This is a genomic window from Arthrobacter sp. Soil_N43, assembly GCF_057655195.1.
The window spans coordinates 46520-66318 of sequence record NZ_JBDGML010000100.1; the positions used below are offsets into that span (position 1 = coordinate 46520).

Below are 19799 nucleotides of genomic sequence, written 5' to 3' on the forward strand. Positions count from 1 at the left end.
GCTATGCGGGCTGCAGTTCCGGTGCCGGGACGCGCTTGATGGTCGACACCGAGACGCCTACCTTCTTGGCGATGTTCGGGTTGGACATCCGTTCCTCTTTCAGCATCCAGACAAGCTCGCTCTTTTCGGCCTCGGAGAGGGCCGCCCAAGCAATACCCTGGTCCTTGACCAGCTGGCCCACGGGCCCCTTCCGCGGGGCCGGCACGGAGGCTGTCAGGGCCATCACAGGGGCTGCAGCTGGCCGTGGAGCTGCTGTGCGTGCCTCCGTCCCGGTCCGGGGAGGGGCAGTCGCTGACTCAACGGAGGGAAGGACCACGGCCGCAGGGACTGCAGCCTTTGGTACGGCCTTGACGACGACCGGAGCGGTGTGCTGTCGGCGCTCCCGGGCAAGTGCCGGCTCTGTCGTCTCCTGAACTGTGTCCTGGACCGGCGTAGGCCGGGCGATCAGGACGTTCTCTATTACCAGGCTTGCACCGAGTGCGGCCAGTGGCATGAGGGCAGATAGTGCGGCGCCGGCGAAGGTTCCTGCGGTCCAGGAGGACTGCGGACCGGCCGGGATGAGGACGTGGAAGATATTGGCCGTGATGGAAACCAGGGTCCAGAACCCGGTTGCCACGTTTGTCAGCACGGTCGATTCACCGCGGGATTTCCGCACGAGCGTGGCCAGGGTGAAGAGAATCAGGCCGAGATCCACGACGGCCGGGACCACGTACTGCAAATCGTGCGGGATCAGCATGTAGGCGGCAAGGGAGGCCTGTCCGAAGAATGAGCTGACGAACGCTCCCAAGTAGATCGCGATTGCCAGGCCTGCGGCGCTATAGGCGATGGGTCGGCTGTCAGGGCTGATACGGGCGGCCTTGGGGTGTGTCATTCTGCTCCAATGGCGTCTACATTAATTGCAATGAATCTGTTGCATTCAAAGTCTAGTTATGAAACATCTGCGTTGCAACTAATCTGGACCTCTGTGAAACTTGCGGGGTGCAACGACAAGAACCAAGGAACCTCCGGGGGCTGGTCCAGACGAAGGACATGGCCAAATTCTTGGGCGTCTCGGAGAACACCGTCCGCGCTTGGAGGAAGCGTCACCTGGACTGGGTGGCCAGCGGCCGCAAGGCGACGACTTCCATCCACGCGCACTTCCCGGGGGCCGTTGCTGACCCGCAGAACTCGAAGATGCCGTTCATGGTCAATGGCGGCCCCGTCTATGATGTGACCGACGTGGTGAAATTCCGTGAATACGTCGAACAACACGAGCGCAAAGTCGGGAACCCGCAATGGGTTAGGGCCACCCATAGCGGATAAGGAGTGCACGCAGGACCGCATGCGCTTCGGCGCCCGAAAAATGGGCACAGCGATCCATTCAGGCAGGCAGTAGCGGGCGCCGCACCCGAAGAGAAGCCGGCCGTCGAAAAGACGTATGCGAGTGCAGTCGAAGAACGCGTCATGGTTCGGGCCGCACGTCTCCGCCCGTCGCTGATGGATAGCAATCAGTACGCCACTTGTTGCCGATGCCAAAGGGCATTACGCCATGGGCCAGCCCTCAACCGGTTTAGACGTGGGCACGGTGTGAAGTTCGTCGGGGCTCATAATCGGCGGACTGTACTTCCCGTCCTCGCGTGGTTCATTGTGCAACGTATCTGTTGATGCCAGAGTGGATGCGTGATGAACAACGAGCCTGACGAGATGAATTCGGTGCGTGGCCTGCTGGACAGTGAGAGGGTTGCTGTCTATTTGGGCATACCCCGGGGAACGATCCGGTCCTGGGAGAACAGGAAGAGGGAGAACTTGCCCGGGGTTCATACGCGGTTTCCCAATCCGATCCCGGAACGGTTGGGCGGGACCACCCTGTGGGACGCTGACGACATCAAGGCATTCAAACCGGTCTTTGATGAGTGGCAGGGGCGGAGGGGTGCCAAGAAGGATGCGCCTACAGATGCAACGGATATGTTGCGATCTGATAAAGTCAAGCCATGAATACAGCCGCAGCAACCCTTGAGATCATGACGACTCCGGAAGTGGCGACGGTTATGAGCGTCAAGCCCGGCACCGTCCGAAGCTGGATTTTCCGGAAAGGCCGAGAGCACAGCTGCCCGGCTTCCCTGCTCCGCTGGGCAAGATAGCGGGTGGATGGATATGGCAGCGAAGTGCGGTCATGCGGTTCCTTGCCACGGGTTCGGCCAGCTGATCACCGTCTTCGGCACGAGACCCGGTCCGAATAGCGGACCGGGGTCTCTTTTTGTCTTGAACCAAATGATCAGGGGGCGGGGCGGCCTTCGACATTCGCCACGTGATCCACGGGTGCCCAGTCCGACACCAGGGTGTCCGCGGCGTTCAGCGTCTGCAGGGCATGCAGGTTGCTCAGGGGTCCCAAGTACCCCACATAGGTGTGGGAGATGTCGAGGTACATCAGGTTGGTAAGCCCTCCCAGTGGCCCGAGGTCGGTGAGGAAGGTGTTTCCGCTGACTGTCAGGCTGGTCAGAGACTTCAAATCCTGCAGTGGCACCAGGTCGCTGACGGGCATGGAGTTGATCGACAGTTCTTGCAGGCCGCTCAGGCTCGCCAGTGGCCCGATGTCGTCGAGGAAGCCCATGTTGTGCAGGGTTAGCTTCTTCAGTGCGGGGGCCTGGCCGATTCCGTTCAGGTCGCTGAGGTGTAGTTCATGACCGTCAGGGTTCCCAGTTGCGGAAGATCGCGCAAGTCTGTCATGTCCGGGTATGTGCCACATGACTGGCCATCCAGCAACAGTGTCCTGATGTTGGACGCCTCGGCGAGCCCTTCAAAACTCTCGATCTCATGGGCCCTGATGGTTACGTCGGTCAGGCCGGAAGCGTCCTGCAGCGTCAGGGGCCCGCATGGCTGGACGATGTCCGAGACGGCTCGCTGCAAAGTGCTGTCTGGGATAGTCCACACAGGGGATGTCTTGGTCGCGCCGCATATCTCGGTGAAGCCCGGAGCGGCGTACTTCTCCACTCCAGGCTCTGCTGTGGGCTCAGATGCCATGGGTGGAGTCTCTTCCACTCCAAGTTCAGGTGCTGCCGCTCCTCCGGAACAGGTGTCGCCGTTGCGGACACCGCCGTCACCGGCACTGATGGAGAAGACTCGGCCGGACCCGCTGACAGTGACGGCACAGAACCCCACTTCATCGGCCCCGACCCAAATGCGCTCGGACAGCTCGCTGACCCAGCCCCAGGGACATGAGTTCATCCTTGTCGACGTAGCCGTTGTGGTGTGTGCGCGCAGAGGCCTGTGCCGTCTGGATGGCCGGGAGGTCTTGCTTGGCAGAGCTGTCCTGGGCGAGTGGGATGACGCCGAAAACGGAAGCAAAGACGCTGGCGGCAAGGATCCCCACGACGACCGTGCCGGCCATGATTGAGGGCAGGTCGAACGCGCCGTGACCATTTCTCATTGGTGCTAGTGCTCTCATGCGGTACTCCTTCACGCGTCGTGTCAGTATTTCGGTCAAGGTGGTGGTCAGTTCCGCCGGACCATCGGAAGGTTCAATGGGATGTGGACAGGGGGTGGACAGAGGTGGACAACCGCCTTTCAAGGTGGATTAAAGTGGACAACCCGTTCTGAACGGAAAGCAGACGCTTGAGCCGGGCGTTCTCCTTCTCCAACTCCTTGGTCCGCTTGCGCCTCGGCGGTTTTTCTCGGACCCGTACTTGTTCAGCACACCGGTACCAGGTCGCCTCGGTGACCTGCAGTTCCTTGATGACCTCGACCATCGGACGTCCGTCGTTGAGCACTTCTGGCCCTGCCGGACCTTGGCGATGACCTGCCCGGGGGTGTGTCTACGGGCCATGATTCGTGAATTTCCTCCTGCGTCCCTTCTCGGACTCGAAACTCACACAAACACTGGACTCCTACACGGGGACCCAACCAGATGCTCCCCGGAAGGGCGAAACCCTCATCGTGTGGAAGTTCTGGGCCGTCTTGGCCGTAGCGTGAAGGACCTCCTGGATCCGGTTCAAAGGCATAGTCGCTCCTAACACAGGGCAAACAGCGCTCCTCAAAATTGCCGGATCCTCCAGCGCAAATGCTTATTAATTTCGTTGGCATCCGATTCAATTGGGAGGATCAGGACATAGCCTTGGAAGGCCATCATGTTTGAGCGATTTACGGACCGTGCCCGTCGCGTAGTTGTGCTTGCCCAAGAAGAGGCACGCATGTTGAACCACGATCACATTGGTACCGAACACATCCTCTTGGGTCTGATCCATGAGGGTGAGGGCGTTGCCGCCAAGGCTCTTGAGTCCTTGAGCATTTCGCTCGACGGCGTTCGCGAGCAGGTGCAGGAGATCATCGGCCAGGGCCAGCAGGCCCCATCCGGCGAGATTCCCTTCACCCCCCATGCCAAGGAGGTGCTGGAGCTTTCGCTGCGGGAAGCCCTGCAACTGGGGCACAACTACATCGGCACGGAGCACATTCTGCTGGGACTCATCCGTGAGGGTGAGGGAGTTGCCGCCCAGGTCCGTGTGAAGCTTGGTGCCGACGTTAACCGGGTCCGCCAGCGGGTCATCCAGATGCTGTCCGGCTACCAGGGCAAGGAAACCACCGGTGCCGGCGTCGGCCAGGGCCAGGCTGAAGGCACCCCTGCGGGCTCGGTGGTGCTGGACCAGTTCGGCCGGAACCTGACGCAGGCTGCCCGGGAGAACAAGCTGGACCCGGTCATCGGACGCGAGAAGGAGGTGGAAAAAGTCGTGCAGGTCCTTTCCCGCCGTACCAAGAACAACCCGATCCTGATCGGCGAACCCGGGGTTGGCAAGGCGGCCGTCGTAGAAGAACTTGCTCAGACGATTCTCCGAGGTGACGTCCCCGTCGCCATCAGAGACAAGCAGTTGTACATACTGGATCTCGATAGGTTGATGAAGAATACCGGCGGCTTAGAAGAAAGCTTGAAAAAAGTTGTCACCGAAGTCAGCGCCCGCGGTGACATCATCCTGTTCATCGATGAGATTCATACGCTGTTCGGTGAAGGAGCAGGTCTCACAAAGGATGTCTCCGGCCACATCATGCCGATGTTGCTTGAGGGGCATCTGAAGATCATCGGTGCGACGACGATGGACGACTATCGCATGCACATCGAGAAGAACTCTGCCTTCCACCAACTTTCAGCTTTGGTTACCGTTGAGGAACTCTCCGTTCCTGCCGCCATCGAGCACCTCAAAGTGATGAGGGAGGTACTGGAAGCTCACCACGGAGTCACGATCACAGACGGCGCTCTCTCCGCTGCCGCCCTGCTTGCTCATCGCTACATTCGAAACCAGTTTCTCCCGAAGAGCGCTATCGAACTGATCGATGAAGCCGGTGCCCGGCTAAATACTCGCCGATTGAACGCTCCGCCATATGTGAAGGCATTGGATGAGCGAATTGCGGTGCTCCAGAATGAAAAGGTGGCTGCAATCGACGCGCAGGACTTCGAGACCGCCGCTTCCCTGCGCGAAAAGGAGCAGAGACTCATACACGAACGTGCGGAGAAGGAACGCCAATGGCGGCACGACCAGGACCATATCTTGGAGGTGGACGAAGACGAAATTGTGGAGGTAGTAGCCTTCTTCTCCACCGTGCCAGTCCCACAGATCCTCGATACCCTCAGGCCGAGTGCCGAGTCGATCAAGCAGGACGGCTCCGGGTCCTATATTTTGCTTGGCGACCAGCCCATCAAAAATGCGAAGGACGACCTGCTTGGTGCCGCAGGGACCGCCAAGACCATAGCGTCGATTATTTTCGATTCTCGCGCCTCTTCTCCGTTCGTCATGGCAGTCGATGGCGGTTGGGGCATGGGAAAGAGCACCCTGCTGAACCAGATTGCTTCCTGCCTTTCAGATGCAGATGATGTCGAAATCGTGCACTTCAACGCATGGACGTCCCAAGGGGAGAAGGCGTTGGAGGGGCTGATCAAATCAGTACTTACGCGACTCGATCCGAATTCTCTCAGGCGTGCTCTAAACAAGGTGGTGAAGCGACGGCGGACCATACTCTTTGTGCGAATATTCCTCGGAGCCGTTGCTCGTTTCGTTGGGGTGGCTCGACTCGTTGATGAACTCTGGAACCAATTGGAGATCGATGCAAAGGGTCGCAATGAACTTCGATCGGCTATCTTCGACATGCTTTCAGAATGGGCTCACAAGGGGGAAACGGGCAAGCCAGGGAAATCACTTGTCGTTTTTATCGATGACCTTGATCGTTGTTCTGACGAAGTAATCATCCAAATCTGCGAGGCCGTAAAATTGTACCTAGACGCGCCAGGTTTGATATTTGTGATCGGTTGTGATCTCGCAGTGCTTAGACGTGGTGTATCTGCTGTGGACAGAGGAAACGAAGCGAGGATTTACCTTGAGAAGATCATCCAGGTAGTTCACCGACTCCAGTCGCCCAGGGACAGCCAAGTGAAAAGCCTGATTCGCGGCTACGCCGACCGTTCAGGAACGACTACTCTTATTGATGAGAATGTTGCAGAAATACTCTCAAAGCGGACGGGGCGAAATCCACGACGCATAAAAAGAGTTATAAACAGCTTTGTCCTCGAAAGTCATCTAAATCCTTCCTGGATCTATCCTGCACTAAAAAATGACCAACTGGTCAGGGCAGTTATTCTTCAGCATTTGTACCCATCATTCTATGAACAACTCATTGGAGATGGTTCCTTTGGAGAGGATCCCATTGGCGACTTTCTTGACTACGCAGATGTAAAAGGGAGTGCCGCAGACCCGCCGGCGACCAACGACGCGTGGTGGTCCACGAGTAGTAAATTGTTCCGAAGGCATGACATATCGCCACCTCCAAGATCGACGACGGACCGAGAACGCCTCGTCTCCGCCTTGGCCACGCTTGAGGCTGGCCTTCCAAGCGATTATCCTCTCCTTGCCCGAGACAAGGCGTTCATTTCAATCCTGCGAGGAGTAGGGGATGCTCATGCCCGAGCGGCACTTCGATCCCGCCTCATGAACCAACCGCTGGAAACTGAAACCTTTGCAGAGGTGCTGAGCAGTGAAAACCCGAGCGTATCCAAACCGAATGCCGTCGACGACTAGAGGCTCAGCCGAACAGGCGGCAACTGCGGGGCGAAGGCTGCCTAGATGAACAGTCGATTACGCGGTTGCGGCAGAATCGTTCCGGCTAGCGATCAGCCTGATCGTACGGGTACTGAATCTTATGAACGTGCTCCTGGTGGAAGCGGTGTCAGGGTACCTTGACAAACCGTGCCTGCAAGGTGACCCTGACAGCATGGCTAGATACAGCGGAGGGCCGGCCACCCATCGCGCGCTGACCGGGCCAAAACGGCGGTGCTCCGACATGACCGATCAGGCGTGGCAGCAAGAGTTGCTGCTCACACTGCGGTGCATCCAGGAGATCCGGCAGAAATGTGACCAGACCGAGTTGGGAACCGTGCGGCAGGCACGGAAGGCCGGACTGTCCTGGACCGAGGTCGCGGGTGCGCTTGGCGTGACTCGTCAGTCTTCGTGGGAGCGTTGGCGCGAGCTCGACAAGACGCTCGAGCGCGATTGAGACGCGGATCTCAGTCTGTTCAAGGCGGCCAATTCGGCCTGCATGCGATCCTTCCCCGTGGAGGCTGACCAGATAGGCCTCCCGGGCTTTGAGAGCTTCGGCTTTTTTGCTCCTCAGCCTGCCCTTGGCCTTGGCGACGGCTATGCCCTCACGGGTACGAGCGTGGATCATTGGCGCCATCAAGCTCTGAAGATCACATCGGCGGGGAGTCTGGCTGCCCGTTAGCCGGTCGTCCAGCGCGCAGCCAAACCTACTCAAGGCCCCCGTGTCTGCGACCAGGTCCAGGATGAATCCCGCCCCCTTCGTTTTTTGAACCATCGGACGTCCGTCGTTGAGCATTTCTGGCCCTGCCGGACCTTGGCGATGACCTGCCCGGGGGTGCGTCTACGGGCCATGATTCGTGAATTTCCTCCTGCGTCCATTCTCGGACACGAAACTCACACAAACACTGGACTCCTACACGGGGACCCAACCAAACGGTTTTGCCGGAAAGTTCCCTTACTGCGGAAATTTGACCAACCTCTGGCGTTCAACCCGGTCCTCACCCCGCCGCGGGGTCGTGACCCTGCACGCCCCCTCCCAGAGGCGTGCAGGGCAGGGGAGCCTCTCAATACGTCCCTTTGAATGCTGGATCAATGCCGAGGGATGTGCACACATTGGGTGGAAGCAGGAATCGCCTGCACACGACAGGCTACGGAGGAGATGGCAATGAAGGAATTTGCTCACGTGGAAGATGGACTCCCGGACAGCATCACCTGCGTCTGCGAAGGGATAATCCACGGCAACAGTGAGGGTATTGCCTTCCAGTTGTACGGCGGTGATGTTCCGGCAGGCCTGGCAGAAATGCCCGAGGACAGGAGTCGGTTCTACATGCTCTGCCCGTCCTGCGGCCCTGTCTACAGGGGCCAGAGCATCGTCGAGACGAACACCGCACCGGTGGCCGGAACGGTGGAAACGAAGTCCGCACCTACTGCTGAACCGATCAAAATCCACTGGGATCTCGGAAACTGATGGACGGCCAGATACCGGCAAAGGCACAAGCCGGCGTAGACAAATACAGCTACATCGACCGCCATCTGACGCCGGCCATTATTACCGACCTCGCGCCGAGACTCGTAAGGAGCTCAGTGTTCAGGCGGCTTGAGCTCATTGCCGTTGTGGAGGATTACCACGTCTCCCGAGGTGGCCTGGAATCGCGTTCCGACCCGACGTTGCAGGTGAAGAAGGCGCTCATTTCCATGGCTCAGAGAGGTGTGATCGAACCGGTCGATCATCAGGGCACTTGGCGTTGGGTGGAGGGCCCCAGCCAGGAATCCGACAGTGTTGGTCTGCTTCACCCCCTGAGTAGCGCTGTCGCGGAGGGTAGGGGTCAGGGATGCCTCTACGCCTATTACTTTCCCACCTACCGGGCCCTCGCCGAGGCTAAGGGGGAGTCAATCTGGCCGATAAAGGTGGGCATGACATCAGCCGATGACCCTGCTGTTCGCATCGCCCAGCAGGGTACCGCCATGCCGGAGAAGCCAGTGCTCGCGTATGCCCGCAGGACGGCAACTCCCGGGAGGCTTGAGAGGACGGTTCATTCCGTCCTGTTCTATCGAGGACGGTTGGTGAAAGAGGCAGCGGGATCTGAGTGGTATCGGTCGCGCCCTGGCGAGATCAAGGAAATCGTGCGCTGGATCCTCGGCAAGTCCAGTAAGTGACTCGGCAAATCCAGTAAGTGAATGGTGTCCCCTCAAAGAACGCGTAGTCATATGCCATTCCACTCGGTCCGGCCCCGGCAAAGATGCTTGACGCCCGGGCAGAAACCCGCGTCCGGTAGCAGAAGCATCACCCCCCTTTCCGATGGACGCGATGTCTTCAGGCGGTCCAAGAGAGTCCCCCTGCCCCTGGGGGTTCGGGGTTCGCCCCCCAAATCCGAGGCCTGGGGATCCAGCACCCAGGGTCGCGCAGACAGATCGACTTCCCGCAGACATCCCAACCATGGGCGGGTCACGCTCGGTGGGCCTCATCCGGGTCTCGGTGCTGAGCGTCACTGCGGAGGGCCGCCTGACGCCACAAGGGTCAGCGCCAGCCATGAGCCCGAACCGGTCCGCCCGCTAACTCCGCGGGCCGGTCCACGAAGAGGCGACCCGGCCACTCCTGGCAATGCCAGGGAGAGGCCAGACGCCCCTGTGCCGGCCCCGGAGAACCTCGATCAAGGGCTGGGCTCCAGAGGGTCAGACGGGCTTTAAAACGGCGTTCCAGGCCTTCCGATGACCTCTGGCGGGACCTGTGGCCTGAGCCGGTTGCGGCGGGTGACGAATGAGCCCGTGAGCTACCTCCGGGCGGGTCATTCAGATCCGCTTTGATCCGTCCTGACACCGTTGCTGGCCTGAGCCATGAACCCGGTCCACGGGCAGATCAGAGCGGTTCAAAAAGGGAGGTCCACCAGGTAATCCCGACCGCACCATGAACCACCGAGGACCGGTCCATGGACGGGTCATGCGCCCCGGTCGACGCCCCAGTGAGCCGGGTACAGGAACGTGGCGTGAACTGGTTCACTGCGGGATGAACCTGCCGGTTCCTGACCCTGCCGTTCACGACTTCGAGGCCACTGACCCAGTTCACCGATGAGCTGGCAGGGCTGACCCAGGGGCTCGGGCAGCTGGGCTGATCAGTCCACGACCCGAGATCGAAGAACCGGCCCAGGAGTTGGCCGGATGAGGGTGCGCTGGAGATGGATCCGGGCGAGGGTGAAGAAAGTTTGATGCGGCGGGGAGGAGGAGAGCCGAAGGCGAACCGGCTAAGAGAGAAACAGGAAGAGGAACCAGGAAGAGAACCGGAGAGGAAGCAGAACGGTGTTGAGAGAAACAGAAAGAGAATCATATTGGTCATCAAGAAGCCTTCTGCCCGGATCCGGTTACTCAACGATCGACGTCTTGTTCGTCGGATCGAAAACCCTGCAAGCCGTAACGGAGGGCGCAGCCCGTAGTGAAGGTGGCAGCCGTAACGCCAACCACCACGAACAACGACACGGGAATACGTAGAACCAACAAAGCGAACCCCACAGAACAGTCGGCCTTCCCTTGCTCCGCCGCCCTATCCGATTCCCTCCATGCAGTGCGTTCAGCCGCCGGAACGAATCATGCCAGCTGCCGGCTCTTCCCTTCTCCCCGCGGCTCCTTCACCACTACCGCGGTCCGCGGCGAACCACCACAACTCCCTTCTAGCAACAATCGTGTTTCTTTTAGCCTTCTACTGCCGCTTGGTCGCTACGCTCCAAGCGGCATAGAGGGTATAGAATAATTGTCATGAGACCGTTGCATTCTACCGATCCCGCTCTGATTGAAGCCTTGATCAAAACCGCCTCTAGTCTTCCCTCTACCCGAGCCACCCCCTCAGAGTTCGTCAAGGCTGTCGCAGTGCGTGCGTTCTCGCTCGGTCTGTCTGAAAACGACTTGAGTCTCTTCCTGAAAAGGCAAACAGCTTCCCATCCCGGCCTCTCCGAACTGCTGGCAGCCCGCTCCACTTACAGCCGCCTCGTTTCGTCCTGCCGCGCAGCGTCTTTTGATTCCTCTCCCCAGGCGGCGGCCGCCAACTCACTCAAGACCGCCCGGCTTACACTGGGCCGGATCCTGTCCCCGGTGGCAATGAGCGAGGTCGAGCCGGCTCCGCTGGAAGACGGCACTGCGGTGGAGCCGAAGCTGGTTCCGGTGCTGACGCCGGCACGGCAGATCCGGGCCCGGGCCACTCTGGCCATCCTTTGTGTGGAGCAGCTCAAATCCATCCAGGGGGAGAAGGGCTGGAATACCTTGATGGTGTCCTACGCGTGGCTGTCGCTGCGGATGGGCGTGTCGTGGCCCACTGGCAAGGCGGCGCTGAATGACCTCGTGGCCCTCGGCTGGCTCAAGGAGGTCGGCGGGGTCAGGGTGGACTCGGCCAGGCGGTTCAAAATCGCTGGCAAGCTCACCCGTGAGCAGGGTCAGGTCATTGCGCCGGCTCACCTCTATGAGGCCATCGGCTCACTGGCCGGGCGCAATGATGAACCGGCTCAGACGGCTATCGTCACCCGGTCCGTGACCCACCCTGCGTGGAACTATGGCGATGAACCGGTCGGCTTCCGCTCCTGGTTCGTGGCCCTGGCCCAGGCGGCTGATGTTGACCCGGTTCAGCTGGGTGTCCCGAAGCGCTCCCTGGCGGGGTCAAGGAAGGCTCTGACCCTGGCCGGGCTGAACCTGTCGGACCGGTCCAAGAAAGGGGACACCGTTGACGTAAATGACCGGCTCACCGAGTGGGCTCACCGAACCGGGTCATTCGATGCCGCAGCCGAGGCCAAGGGTACCTACAAGGCTCAGGCCGCGGAACGCATTGCGGAGTTGACCCGGGTCAGGGAGGGGCGGGCCAAGGCCAGGACGGACCTCGAATCGGCATTCGGTCCGGCCAGCTCAATCCCGACCGCGGACGCACCGGTAGACCGTCGGAATGCCTGGCTACAGGGAGCTGCCCAAGCTCTTTCCCGAGAGCCGATCATCGACGACCGCCGGAAGGCTCTGCAATACGAGCTCACCAGACGGCTCAAGCTCCGGGGCTACAAAGGGAACACTGTAACTCGTCGGGTGGACCACCTGCTGAATCACGCACCTGCCCTGCTCGGATCCGAGGAGACCATCCCGGCCTCGACGGAAGATGCGTCGGTGAAGCGGGAATGGCTCCAGGGTGCGGCGGCGACCATGGCTGGCCGGGTCATGCGGTCCAGCGAACGCGATGCGTTCAGAGATGAGATGTTCAGGAAGTTCCGCCGACGCGGCTACGAAAAGGCGAAGGCGCAGCAGCTCTCTGACCTGATAGTGGAGGATGTCCACATGGCCGATACGGTCTAGATAGGGGACACCACTCCCGCTCGCTGAAGCCGTTACGCACCACACGTTGTCGAGCAAAACACACACGTAATGGTTGTGGAAGGATCGGAAATGGCTATGGTCAAACGATAAGAACCGGCTTGGGCGTCTGCCTGTCGGGCACGTTTAGCGAAACTACGGGGAGAGCTGATGGGCACGGGCAGTTTCACGATGGGGGACACTGTTCCGGGTCTCATTGTCGACAACGTCGAGGGGACGCCGTATGTGACGGGGATGCTTGCCTTTGAGCAGCTGAAAGGGATCAATCTCTTGATCCCGTTTCTCAACAACACTCCTCAGTTCGCATCAGTGAAAGGTTGGGCCCGCGCGGGTCGGCCTCCTTCCAACCTCCAGTTGCTGACTGGCAGCGGTCGATTCACGTTGTATGGTTGCCGCACCTCTGGATCCTCGCTCAACTTTGGGGGCCAGGGGTTTTCGACAGTGCAAGTCAAGCCGCAGGAAGTGGTCTTCAAGGATCGTGACGGCGACTTCGAGGACGCGTTAGAAGTCACAGAGCTTCGCTCGCATATTGACGGGCTTACCGAGTGGACTGATATGGGTGCCACGTCGTACTCCTTCATTCCAGACGAGAACAACCGCGTTCAGAAGATCAGCGTTGAGGTTGAGTCCCCGCCGCCTCTGACGTGGAGTCACGGGGATGTGACGTTCGACTTGAGCACTAAGTGGATGACGGACCAAGAAGAGCCGGGTTTTCGCATCCGCGAGTGGGTCTGTCTTACGACGAGGTACGAAACGTCGCGGCCGTGCTCGGACCATTTCGAGGAACAGCGCAAGGTCATCGCGCTATTGACGCTGATGTACGGTCAGCCGGTCGTTTTTCGGCGTCATGAAATACGCGACTCCCGGTTCAGTGCAAAGGTCATGACCGGCAAGGTTGTTGACGTGCCGTTCTTTGAGATGGTCTCCGAGAATACAGTTTCGGACTACTGGCGGCCGCTTCCGGAGAAGCTGAAGCATCCACTAGCGACTGCTTCGGAAATTGCTGTTGTGGGCCTCGAACGCTGGGCAGCTGAGTTCGACAAGTGGCAACGTGTTATCCATCCTGCCGCTGGAACGTTGAGGCGGCCAGAATCGTACCTTGAGGACCATGTTGTAAATGCTTCCGTGAGTTTGGAAGCGGCGGGCCACATCATCGGCGAGGTGGAGGGCGAGAAGTCTTCGTGGCACCGAGGACGCCCGACTACTGCCACCTTCGTGTTCCGGAGTCTGGCCACAGTCAATCTCGATTGGTCCGATTTTGCCGAATCTCCTATGGCCCTGGCCAAGGCGATCGCGGGCAACTATAACGACGTCAAGCACGCCAAACGGGGACCAATGCCTCCCGCAGAACATACATACGTCGCCGGAGAGGTGGCCCTTCTGGTTGTGCGGCTCTTGGCACTGCGGCTTATGGAGCCGACCATGACCCTGATTAAGGCTTACGGTAAGGACTGGAAGTTCGGGCACTTCAAGAAACAGATAGTCGATCTGAATATCTACATCGATGCCGATGGCAAGTTTGGCCCGTGCCCGCAGGAACAGAGCCCATGAATCGCCTGATTGACGTGTCGGCGGTCTGATCAAGCAGTAAGGCCCCTCTCGGAGCCCAGAACTTAGTTCGGGGCTCCGAGGCGTCACCCCACGCGGAACTTACTCTGCGGCGAAGGCGTGGGTCATCAACTTCAGCCGCTGGGCCAACGCGCACTACGGCCCGCAGGGCATTCCGGTCGCCTCTGTCTGCCCGGGGTTCGTCCGTACCAAATTCCACGGGCGCATGGGCGCCGACACGTCCGGAATCAAGGGCTGGATGTGGCTGGATGTGGACCGGGTAGTCAGCGAAGGGCTAAAGGACGCGTTCGCCGGCAAGGGTGTCTCGATCCCCACGAAGCGCTACAAGGTGCTCACGGCAGTCTCGAAGAATCTTCCTGATGCCCTCGTTACGAGGCTTGCAGTGCGGGGCAGGTAGGCTCCAATCAGGGACCGGCCTACGTTCAGGTGGAACTGCCCGGACTTCGTACTGCTGATGCTCTGGGCTATCGACAGGGTTCGCCGAATTTTGGGGTTGTCCCTATGGGTGACAACCCCGCGGGCCATGCCAAGGCGGCCACGAGCACTCCATGCTGAAAATGTCGAGAACGTGACAATTCTGTAAGCCTCTTGTCAGAGCGTGCTTCTTAGACGATAGACACGCTGCAGCGTGGGGCCATGCTGCGCGCAGCAGACTTGGTTTGTATGGCTGGAAAATTCCGCAAATCGCCCGTACTGGGGGATGGTCTGAGCCGTCCCCGGCAATCTCTTGAAAGCTGGTTGTGCGGCTACTGCCTCGTCATACGCCAAGGCGGCGGTCCGGTCGTGCCGGGCCGGGTTACACCAGTGTCTGGAAAAATCGCAGGCATATGTATTGCAATGTGTGCGTGGCGTCGCTGATGATCATCCTGTGCTCGCTGGGGAGCGCGAAGCGGCTCACTGGGGAGCACATCATATTGGGGGCACAGCGTGGCTGCATGTCGGTCTCTTTTGTCAGGTCTCGTTCTTTCCGCGGTTGTTCTGACAGGGGTCAGCGCCCCGGCCAGCAACGCCCAAATACCGACAGCCGTCCAGCCTCCCTCTCTGGCTCCCGCGGCTCTCGCACCGGCCGTCTCCGAGCCGATGAACCTGGCGGTGGCGCAGAGCCTGCCGCTCGATGATGACCTGCCGCCGTCCATGGGCCCGAATGGTCATCTGGCAGGTTCGAGGTCCGCGGCCGGGATGGTCTCGCGCAGCCTGACGGACCGGATTGACCTGGCGTGGAACCCGACGACGGGGAACATCCTGGCCACCGGGAAGCTGTTGAGCCTGTCCGGGCAGAACCGGGGGATCGACCTGTCGTGGCGGTACAACAGCATCAGCGACGACCGGCCCACCCTCTCCGAAGGCACGGCCGAGACTGCGCTGACCGTCGGCACGGATAACTCGGTGACGTACCGCGCAGCGGACGGCGGGACCTACAAGTTCGTGCCCAAGACGGGCGGCGGCTGGACTACGCCGCCGGGCCTGAAAGCGACCGTCACCCAACTCACCGCCACCGCTGCGGCGATCCGCTTCAACGACACGGGGAACGCGAACTGGTACGAGAAGGTCGGTGGCGTGTACCGCCTCGCCTACACAGGCGACCGCCACAGCCTTGTCCCAGACCGGAACGCCTACGCCTACGATACCGACGGGCGCCTGGAAACCATCACGATGGCAAACGGCCGCCAGATCCTCTTCGAGTACAACGACGACAACAACACCGGCCAGCCCTCCAAGATCACGGACCAGAGCCTGAACCGGGCCATCTCCATCGAGTACGACAGCGACGGAAGGATGAAGGACCTCACCGACGCCGCCGGCGCTCCCACCAGGCTGGAGTACACCAACGGGCGGATGGCGCTGGTCAGGGACGGCCTGGGCACCGAAAACCAGCTGTCCTATGACGGGAACGGAAAAGCAGCCGAAATCGTCTACGCCGCCGCCACCGGTGCCTCAACGGTTCATACTTTGGACGCCGTCGATGGCACCACATCTACCCTGACGGATACCGCCGGCCGGGTGACGACGTACAAGTTCAACGCCGCCCGCCAGATCACCTCCATCACCGACCCGCTGGGGAACGTCACCAACAAGACGTTCAACGCCCACGATGACCAGCTCACCAACATCGACGCCCTGGCCAACACGACCACCTCGGTCTACAACCCGAACAACACGCTGAAGAACATCACGGCCCAGGCCAGCGATCCCGGCGCCAAGAGCGGGCAGATCGCGTTCAACTACCCGGCGGCCACCGCAGGGGAGGCCTGGCTCGAGTTCCAGCCCACCTCCTCCGTGAACACTGAAACCGAGACGACGAGCTACACCTATGACACGGTGTTGGGACTGCCGTACCAGACCATCACCCCCAACGGGGCCGGCGGCACTCCCAGGAGGCAGTACCAAGGTGACGCGGCGGCCACCACCTGCGGGGGCCTGCGTGGCCAGCTGTGCAAGATGATCGACGGCAAGGGCAACACCACGTCCATCACCTACAACGCTTCCCGCTACCCGGTCACCGTTACCCGCCCCGCACCGCTCGGGGCCATAACGAACACCTTCGACGCCGCCGGCCGGATCGCCACCAGCAAGGACGGCAAGGGCCAGACCGCCACCTACGTCTACGACGGCAACGACCGGCTGCTGCAGACCCGCTTCGGCGCCACCTGCGTGCCCGCGACCTGCGTGACCTACACCTACGACGCCAACGGCAACCTCAAGACCCGCGTCGACGGCTCCGGCACCACCACCCACAACTACGACCAGCAAAACAGGCCGACCTCAAAGACCATCGGCGGGGTGACCACCTCCCTGACCTATGACGCGGCATCCAACGTCACCAGCTTCACCGACCCGACCGGCACCGTGAACTACCGCTACGACGCCTCCGACCGGTTGACCGCCCTGGCCGAACCCGGAGGATCGTGTCCGACCACACCTGTCTTCCCCAACAGCACCAAATGCACCGGCTTCGACTACGACAAAAACGACCGCCGCACCGGAACCAAGTATCCGAACGGCGTAAAGAACACCACGCTCTATGACAAGGCCGGACGGATCACCTCCATTACCGCGACCAACACCGCGGCCACGGTTCTGGCCAAGCGGGAATACAACTACAAGACGTACGGGATCGAGCTCCAGGAAGGGCGGCTGCGGCAGGCCATGGTCACCGAAACCGGCGCCGTCACCATGTACGACTACGATGCCATGGGGCGGTTGACCCTCGCCGCAACCGACCTGGTGGATGAAACCTGGACCTACGACGCCAACGGCAACCGGCTGACCTCCGCCAAGACCGGGACCACCACCGTCCGCGCAGCCTATAACGCCGCCGACCAGCTCTGCTGGACGTCCACCGGGACGGGCACCTGTGCTGCCCCGCCAGTGGGCGCAACAACGTACACCTATGACGCCAACGGCAACCAGACCAAGGGCGGTACGCCCACCAGCACATGGAACACCTTCGACCAGCTGGCCACCCACAACACGACAAGCTTCACCTACGCCGGACAAGGCAACACCGAACGGCTCACCTCCGGCGGGACGTCCTTCCTGAACGGCTCCCTGGGCATCACCAGGCAGACCAACGCCAGCGGAACCACCTCGTTTATCAGGGACCCGGAGGGTACGCTCATCAGCATGCGCAACAGTGCCGGTGCGAGCTTCTACTACACCAATGATGCGCTGGGCTCCACGATCCTGCTCACTGACAGCGCCCAAGCCAAAGCCGCCACCTACCTCTACGACTCCTGGGGCAACACCACCACCCAAACCGGAACCCAGGCGGCGGTCAACCCGTGGCGGTACGCGGGCGGGTACAAGGACGACGCCACCGGATACACCAAATTCGGCGCCCGCTACTACGCCCCTGGCATCGGCCGCTTCAGCCAACCAGACCCTTCCTGGCAGGAAGCCAACCGCTACGCCTATGCAGCCTGCAACCCCACCAACTTGACCGATCCGACGGGCCTTGATGCTTGGTCCTGCTTTACGAACTGGTTCGGGCTGACCACAGGCATAGTCGCATTCGGCGCCGGAGTGCTCTCTGCACCACTATCGTTTGGCGGAGGTGTTCTGCTGGCTGCTGGCGGCGCTGGTGTCGTATTTTCAGGAATATCGGCAATCAAGGATGGGTGTTACTGATGTTGGGTAAGACAGCCAGAGCTATCTTTTTCGGCGTTGCGATTGCGTGCACAGTAGTGCTCCTCATACTGCTGCTTGTGGCTAATCGGCCGGAGCTGCTAGTTCTCCCGGCCATTCCCCTGATCGTCAGCGTTGGGTTCCTGGTCATGGACAGAAATAAGAACAAACGAGCCTAATGACTGGGTTCACCTAGGCGTTTCTGGGATCAGAATGTACCGCTCGTGTCGCTCATGCTGCTCGAATCCTTTCTTCAAGTCCTTGTCGGAGCAGCCACTTTCTACGTGATCGGTCTCGTCAGCGGCGGCTGGGAGGGTGCCCCCTTCACGGCTCTTACTGGAGGCGTAGTGGCTGTACCGGCAGCCTTCGCAATGCGAGCGGCCCCACGTTCCCAAGCCCCTTCCGCCAAAGCCAAAGCAGACTGGCTCCGGAAGCGCGCAGGAACGACAGGTCGGCGACGAGGTCTATTTGCCGGCGGAACCACCTCGTTTATCCGCGACCCCCAAGGTACCCTCCAGCATGCGCAACAGTGCCGGTGCGAAATCTGACAGAAAGAGGCCAACATGGCAAACGTAGGACCGAAGAGCAAAGCGGGCCCAATCTACCAGCGCTCAGAAACTTGGCTCGCGGCCGGCAGTCCCGAGGACGTCAAAGCCAAGGTTCTAGAGGCCTTCAACAGCAGTCAATATAGCGTCAGAACGACTGGACCTGAGGTCGAGGTCACGACGGGATCGAAAACCTTGTACAGACTCTGGGGGGAACTGATCCCGTGGGGTAAGAACAATGCTCCAGTGGGCCTTACCCTCTCGATACGGTCAGCTCCGGGAGGTGCAGAAGTGAAGGCGTCAGCCTTCGACAGGTTCGGATGGAGGCTAAGTGACAAAGCTTTTTTCGGTGCTGACGAAACATTCACCGCAAAGATGGACCACCTCATTCAAATGGCCCGGTCTGCCTCCGCAGGATAACTCGAGCAGCATCGAGACCTATGTGGGACAGTCCCAGCGAAACTGGCTGCGGCAGAAAACAAGCATTCCGGCGGCGAACAGCTCGAGAGGCTCCTCGGCCAATAACTTTGATCCGACGGTGCTGGCGTGGTGATCTGGCATGCAGCCTTCCTCGGGGAGGGACGCAGGAGCGGGGCACAGGATCCCTGGTCGGCCTCTGAGGGTTCCGTGGGGAGGACTGTCCAAGGCGAAGGACAACGATTAGACAGAGTCCACGGATAATTGCCGAGGTTCAGCCGGGAATGGAGAGTGTTGAGCGGACTCAACTTCCCAACGTCAGAATCTAACGACCGATGGGCTGAGGCTGAACGCCGGGCCCAGGGCCTAGGACCTCCTACAGATCGGAAAGGTGCTACATGGCTCGCAACCCGCGGTTACGAAATGTGCTGGTCTCATCAATCGTGACCTTTGTCGGAAGCGTAGGCCTCACTCTCGTCCTACGCAGTCTGTTTCCTCAGGCAGGAGTAGCGATACATCTCATCCCCATGGCTCTCTGCGTTGCCATAATCGTGCCGGTGGTGCTCGGCTACATCCGGCAAGGCCCAGTCGATAGTGATCGGTCGTGACCGTTACTAGGCCACGGGCGGGACACTGACCAGCACCTGGAACACCTTCGACCAGATGAGCGGCCTTGACGACTTGCGTCAGAATCCAACGACCGATGGGCTGAGGCCGAACGCCGGGCCCAGGGGCTGGCTGACCACGGCCTCGGCGC

Annotated in this window: 15 protein-coding genes and 2 pseudogenes; 12 read left to right on the forward strand and 5 right to left on the reverse strand. The window is 60.4% G+C overall.

Annotated elements, in window-relative coordinates:
• Window position 1 precedes the first annotated feature (1 nt).
• Complete coding sequence (locus AC3A3W_RS13255; RefSeq protein WP_487443477.1) at window positions 2-871, reverse strand: DUF2637 domain-containing protein; 870 nt, start codon at window positions 869-871, stop codon at window positions 2-4.
• A gap of 107 nt (window positions 872-978) precedes the next feature.
• Between AC3A3W_RS13255 and AC3A3W_RS13260 the strand changes: the two genes are divergently transcribed.
• Together AC3A3W_RS13260 and AC3A3W_RS13265 are read left to right on the forward strand one after the other, a co-directional pair.
• Window positions 979-1302, forward strand: coding sequence for a hypothetical protein (locus AC3A3W_RS13260; RefSeq protein WP_487443479.1), 324 nt, complete (start codon window positions 979-981; stop codon window positions 1300-1302).
• A 357-nt stretch (window positions 1303-1659) separates the two neighbouring features.
• Entirely contained in the window at window positions 1660-1974 is a 315-nt protein-coding gene (locus AC3A3W_RS13265; protein ID WP_487443481.1) for a helix-turn-helix transcriptional regulator, read from the forward strand.
• A 280-nt stretch (window positions 1975-2254) separates the two neighbouring features.
• Here the strand turns inward: AC3A3W_RS13265 and AC3A3W_RS13270 are convergent, their stop codons facing one another.
• From AC3A3W_RS13270 to AC3A3W_RS13285, 4 genes and pseudogenes are all read right to left on the reverse strand, one after another.
• Window positions 2255-2590 carry a leucine-rich repeat domain-containing protein gene (locus AC3A3W_RS13270; protein WP_487443482.1) on the reverse strand — a complete coding sequence of 112 codons (336 nt, stop codon included), beginning with the start codon at window positions 2588-2590 and terminating at the stop codon, window positions 2255-2257.
• 47 nt (window positions 2591-2637) lie between these two features.
• Window positions 2638-3000, reverse strand: coding sequence for a hypothetical protein (locus tag AC3A3W_RS13275; protein WP_487443484.1), 363 nt, complete (start codon window positions 2998-3000; stop codon window positions 2638-2640).
• Between the two features lie 139 nt (window positions 3001-3139).
• Complete coding sequence (locus tag AC3A3W_RS13280; RefSeq protein ID WP_487443486.1) at window positions 3140-3424, reverse strand: hypothetical protein; 285 nt, start codon at window positions 3422-3424, stop codon at window positions 3140-3142.
• 148 nt (window positions 3425-3572) lie between these two features.
• Window positions 3573-3802, reverse strand: a pseudogene (locus AC3A3W_RS13285) (transposase); the annotation flags it as partial.
• Between the two features lie 301 nt (window positions 3803-4103).
• Here AC3A3W_RS13285 and AC3A3W_RS13290 point away from each other — a divergent pair.
• The 10 genes and pseudogenes from AC3A3W_RS13290 (at window position 4104) to AC3A3W_RS13335 (ending at window position 19178) form a co-directional block, all read left to right on the forward strand.
• A complete protein-coding gene (locus AC3A3W_RS13290) occupies window positions 4104-7034 on the forward strand; it encodes a Clp protease N-terminal domain-containing protein (protein WP_487443488.1) in 2931 nt (976 codons plus the stop codon).
• A gap of 193 nt (window positions 7035-7227) precedes the next feature.
• Window positions 7228-7509, forward strand: coding sequence for a hypothetical protein (locus AC3A3W_RS13295; protein WP_487443490.1), 282 nt, complete (start codon window positions 7228-7230; stop codon window positions 7507-7509).
• Window positions 7510-8217: 708 nt separating this feature from the next.
• Window positions 8218-8520, forward strand: a complete 303-nt coding sequence (locus tag AC3A3W_RS13300) for a hypothetical protein (protein WP_487443492.1) — start codon at window positions 8218-8220, stop codon at window positions 8518-8520.
• Entirely contained in the window at window positions 8520-9209 is a 690-nt protein-coding gene (locus tag AC3A3W_RS13305) for a GIY-YIG nuclease family protein (protein WP_487443493.1), read from the forward strand. The genes AC3A3W_RS13300 and AC3A3W_RS13305 overlap by 1 nt, the downstream gene beginning before the upstream one ends.
• Window positions 9210-10910: 1701 nt before the next feature.
• Window positions 10911-12368, forward strand: coding sequence for a hypothetical protein (locus AC3A3W_RS13310; protein WP_487443495.1), 1458 nt, complete (start codon window positions 10911-10913; stop codon window positions 12366-12368).
• A 168-nt stretch (window positions 12369-12536) separates the two neighbouring features.
• The gene (locus tag AC3A3W_RS13315; protein WP_487443497.1) at window positions 12537-13937 is read left to right on the forward strand and encodes an ApeA N-terminal domain 1-containing protein; all 1401 of its coding nucleotides are present in this window, start codon (window positions 12537-12539) and stop codon (window positions 13935-13937) included.
• Between the two features lie 79 nt (window positions 13938-14016).
• A pseudogene (locus tag AC3A3W_RS13320) lies at window positions 14017-14154 on the forward strand (SDR family NAD(P)-dependent oxidoreductase); the annotation flags it as partial.
• A gap of 6 nt (window positions 14155-14160) precedes the next feature.
• The gene (locus AC3A3W_RS13325; RefSeq protein WP_487443499.1) at window positions 14161-14352 is read left to right on the forward strand and encodes a hypothetical protein; all 192 of its coding nucleotides are present in this window, start codon (window positions 14161-14163) and stop codon (window positions 14350-14352) included.
• A 695-nt stretch (window positions 14353-15047) separates the two neighbouring features.
• Window positions 15048-18083: an RHS repeat-associated core domain-containing protein gene (locus tag AC3A3W_RS13330; RefSeq protein ID WP_487443501.1), complete on the forward strand. Its 3036-nt coding sequence runs from the start codon at window positions 15048-15050 to the stop codon at window positions 18081-18083.
• A gap of 873 nt (window positions 18084-18956) precedes the next feature.
• Window positions 18957-19178 carry a hypothetical protein gene (locus tag AC3A3W_RS13335; RefSeq protein WP_487443503.1) on the forward strand — a complete coding sequence of 74 codons (222 nt, stop codon included), beginning with the start codon at window positions 18957-18959 and terminating at the stop codon, window positions 19176-19178.
• Window positions 19179-19799 lie beyond the last annotated feature (621 nt).

Bases quoted from the DNA above. Each gene is read 5' to 3' on its own strand.
- AC3A3W_RS13255 (WP_487443477.1), bottom strand. From the start codon at position 871: ATGACACACCCCAAGGCCGCCCGTATCAGCCCTGACAGCCGACCCATC.
- AC3A3W_RS13270 (WP_487443482.1), bottom strand. From the start codon at position 2,590: ATGGGCTTCCTCGACGACATCGGGCCACTGGCGAGCCTGAGCGGCCTG.
- AC3A3W_RS13275 (WP_487443484.1), bottom strand. From the start codon at position 3,000: ATGGCATCTGAGCCCACAGCAGAGCCTGGAGTGGAGAAGTACGCCGCT.
- AC3A3W_RS13280 (WP_487443486.1), bottom strand. From the start codon at position 3,424: ATGAGAGCACTAGCACCAATGAGAAATGGTCACGGCGCGTTCGACCTG.
- AC3A3W_RS13290 (WP_487443488.1), top strand. From the start codon at position 4,104: ATGTTTGAGCGATTTACGGACCGTGCCCGTCGCGTAGTTGTGCTTGCC.
- AC3A3W_RS13295 (WP_487443490.1), top strand. From the start codon at position 7,228: ATGGCTAGATACAGCGGAGGGCCGGCCACCCATCGCGCGCTGACCGGG.
- AC3A3W_RS13300 (WP_487443492.1), top strand. From the start codon at position 8,218: ATGAAGGAATTTGCTCACGTGGAAGATGGACTCCCGGACAGCATCACC.
- AC3A3W_RS13305 (WP_487443493.1), top strand. From the start codon at position 8,520: ATGGACGGCCAGATACCGGCAAAGGCACAAGCCGGCGTAGACAAATAC.
- AC3A3W_RS13315 (WP_487443497.1), top strand. From the start codon at position 12,537: ATGGGCACGGGCAGTTTCACGATGGGGGACACTGTTCCGGGTCTCATT.
- AC3A3W_RS13325 (WP_487443499.1), top strand. From the start codon at position 14,161: ATGGGCGCCGACACGTCCGGAATCAAGGGCTGGATGTGGCTGGATGTG.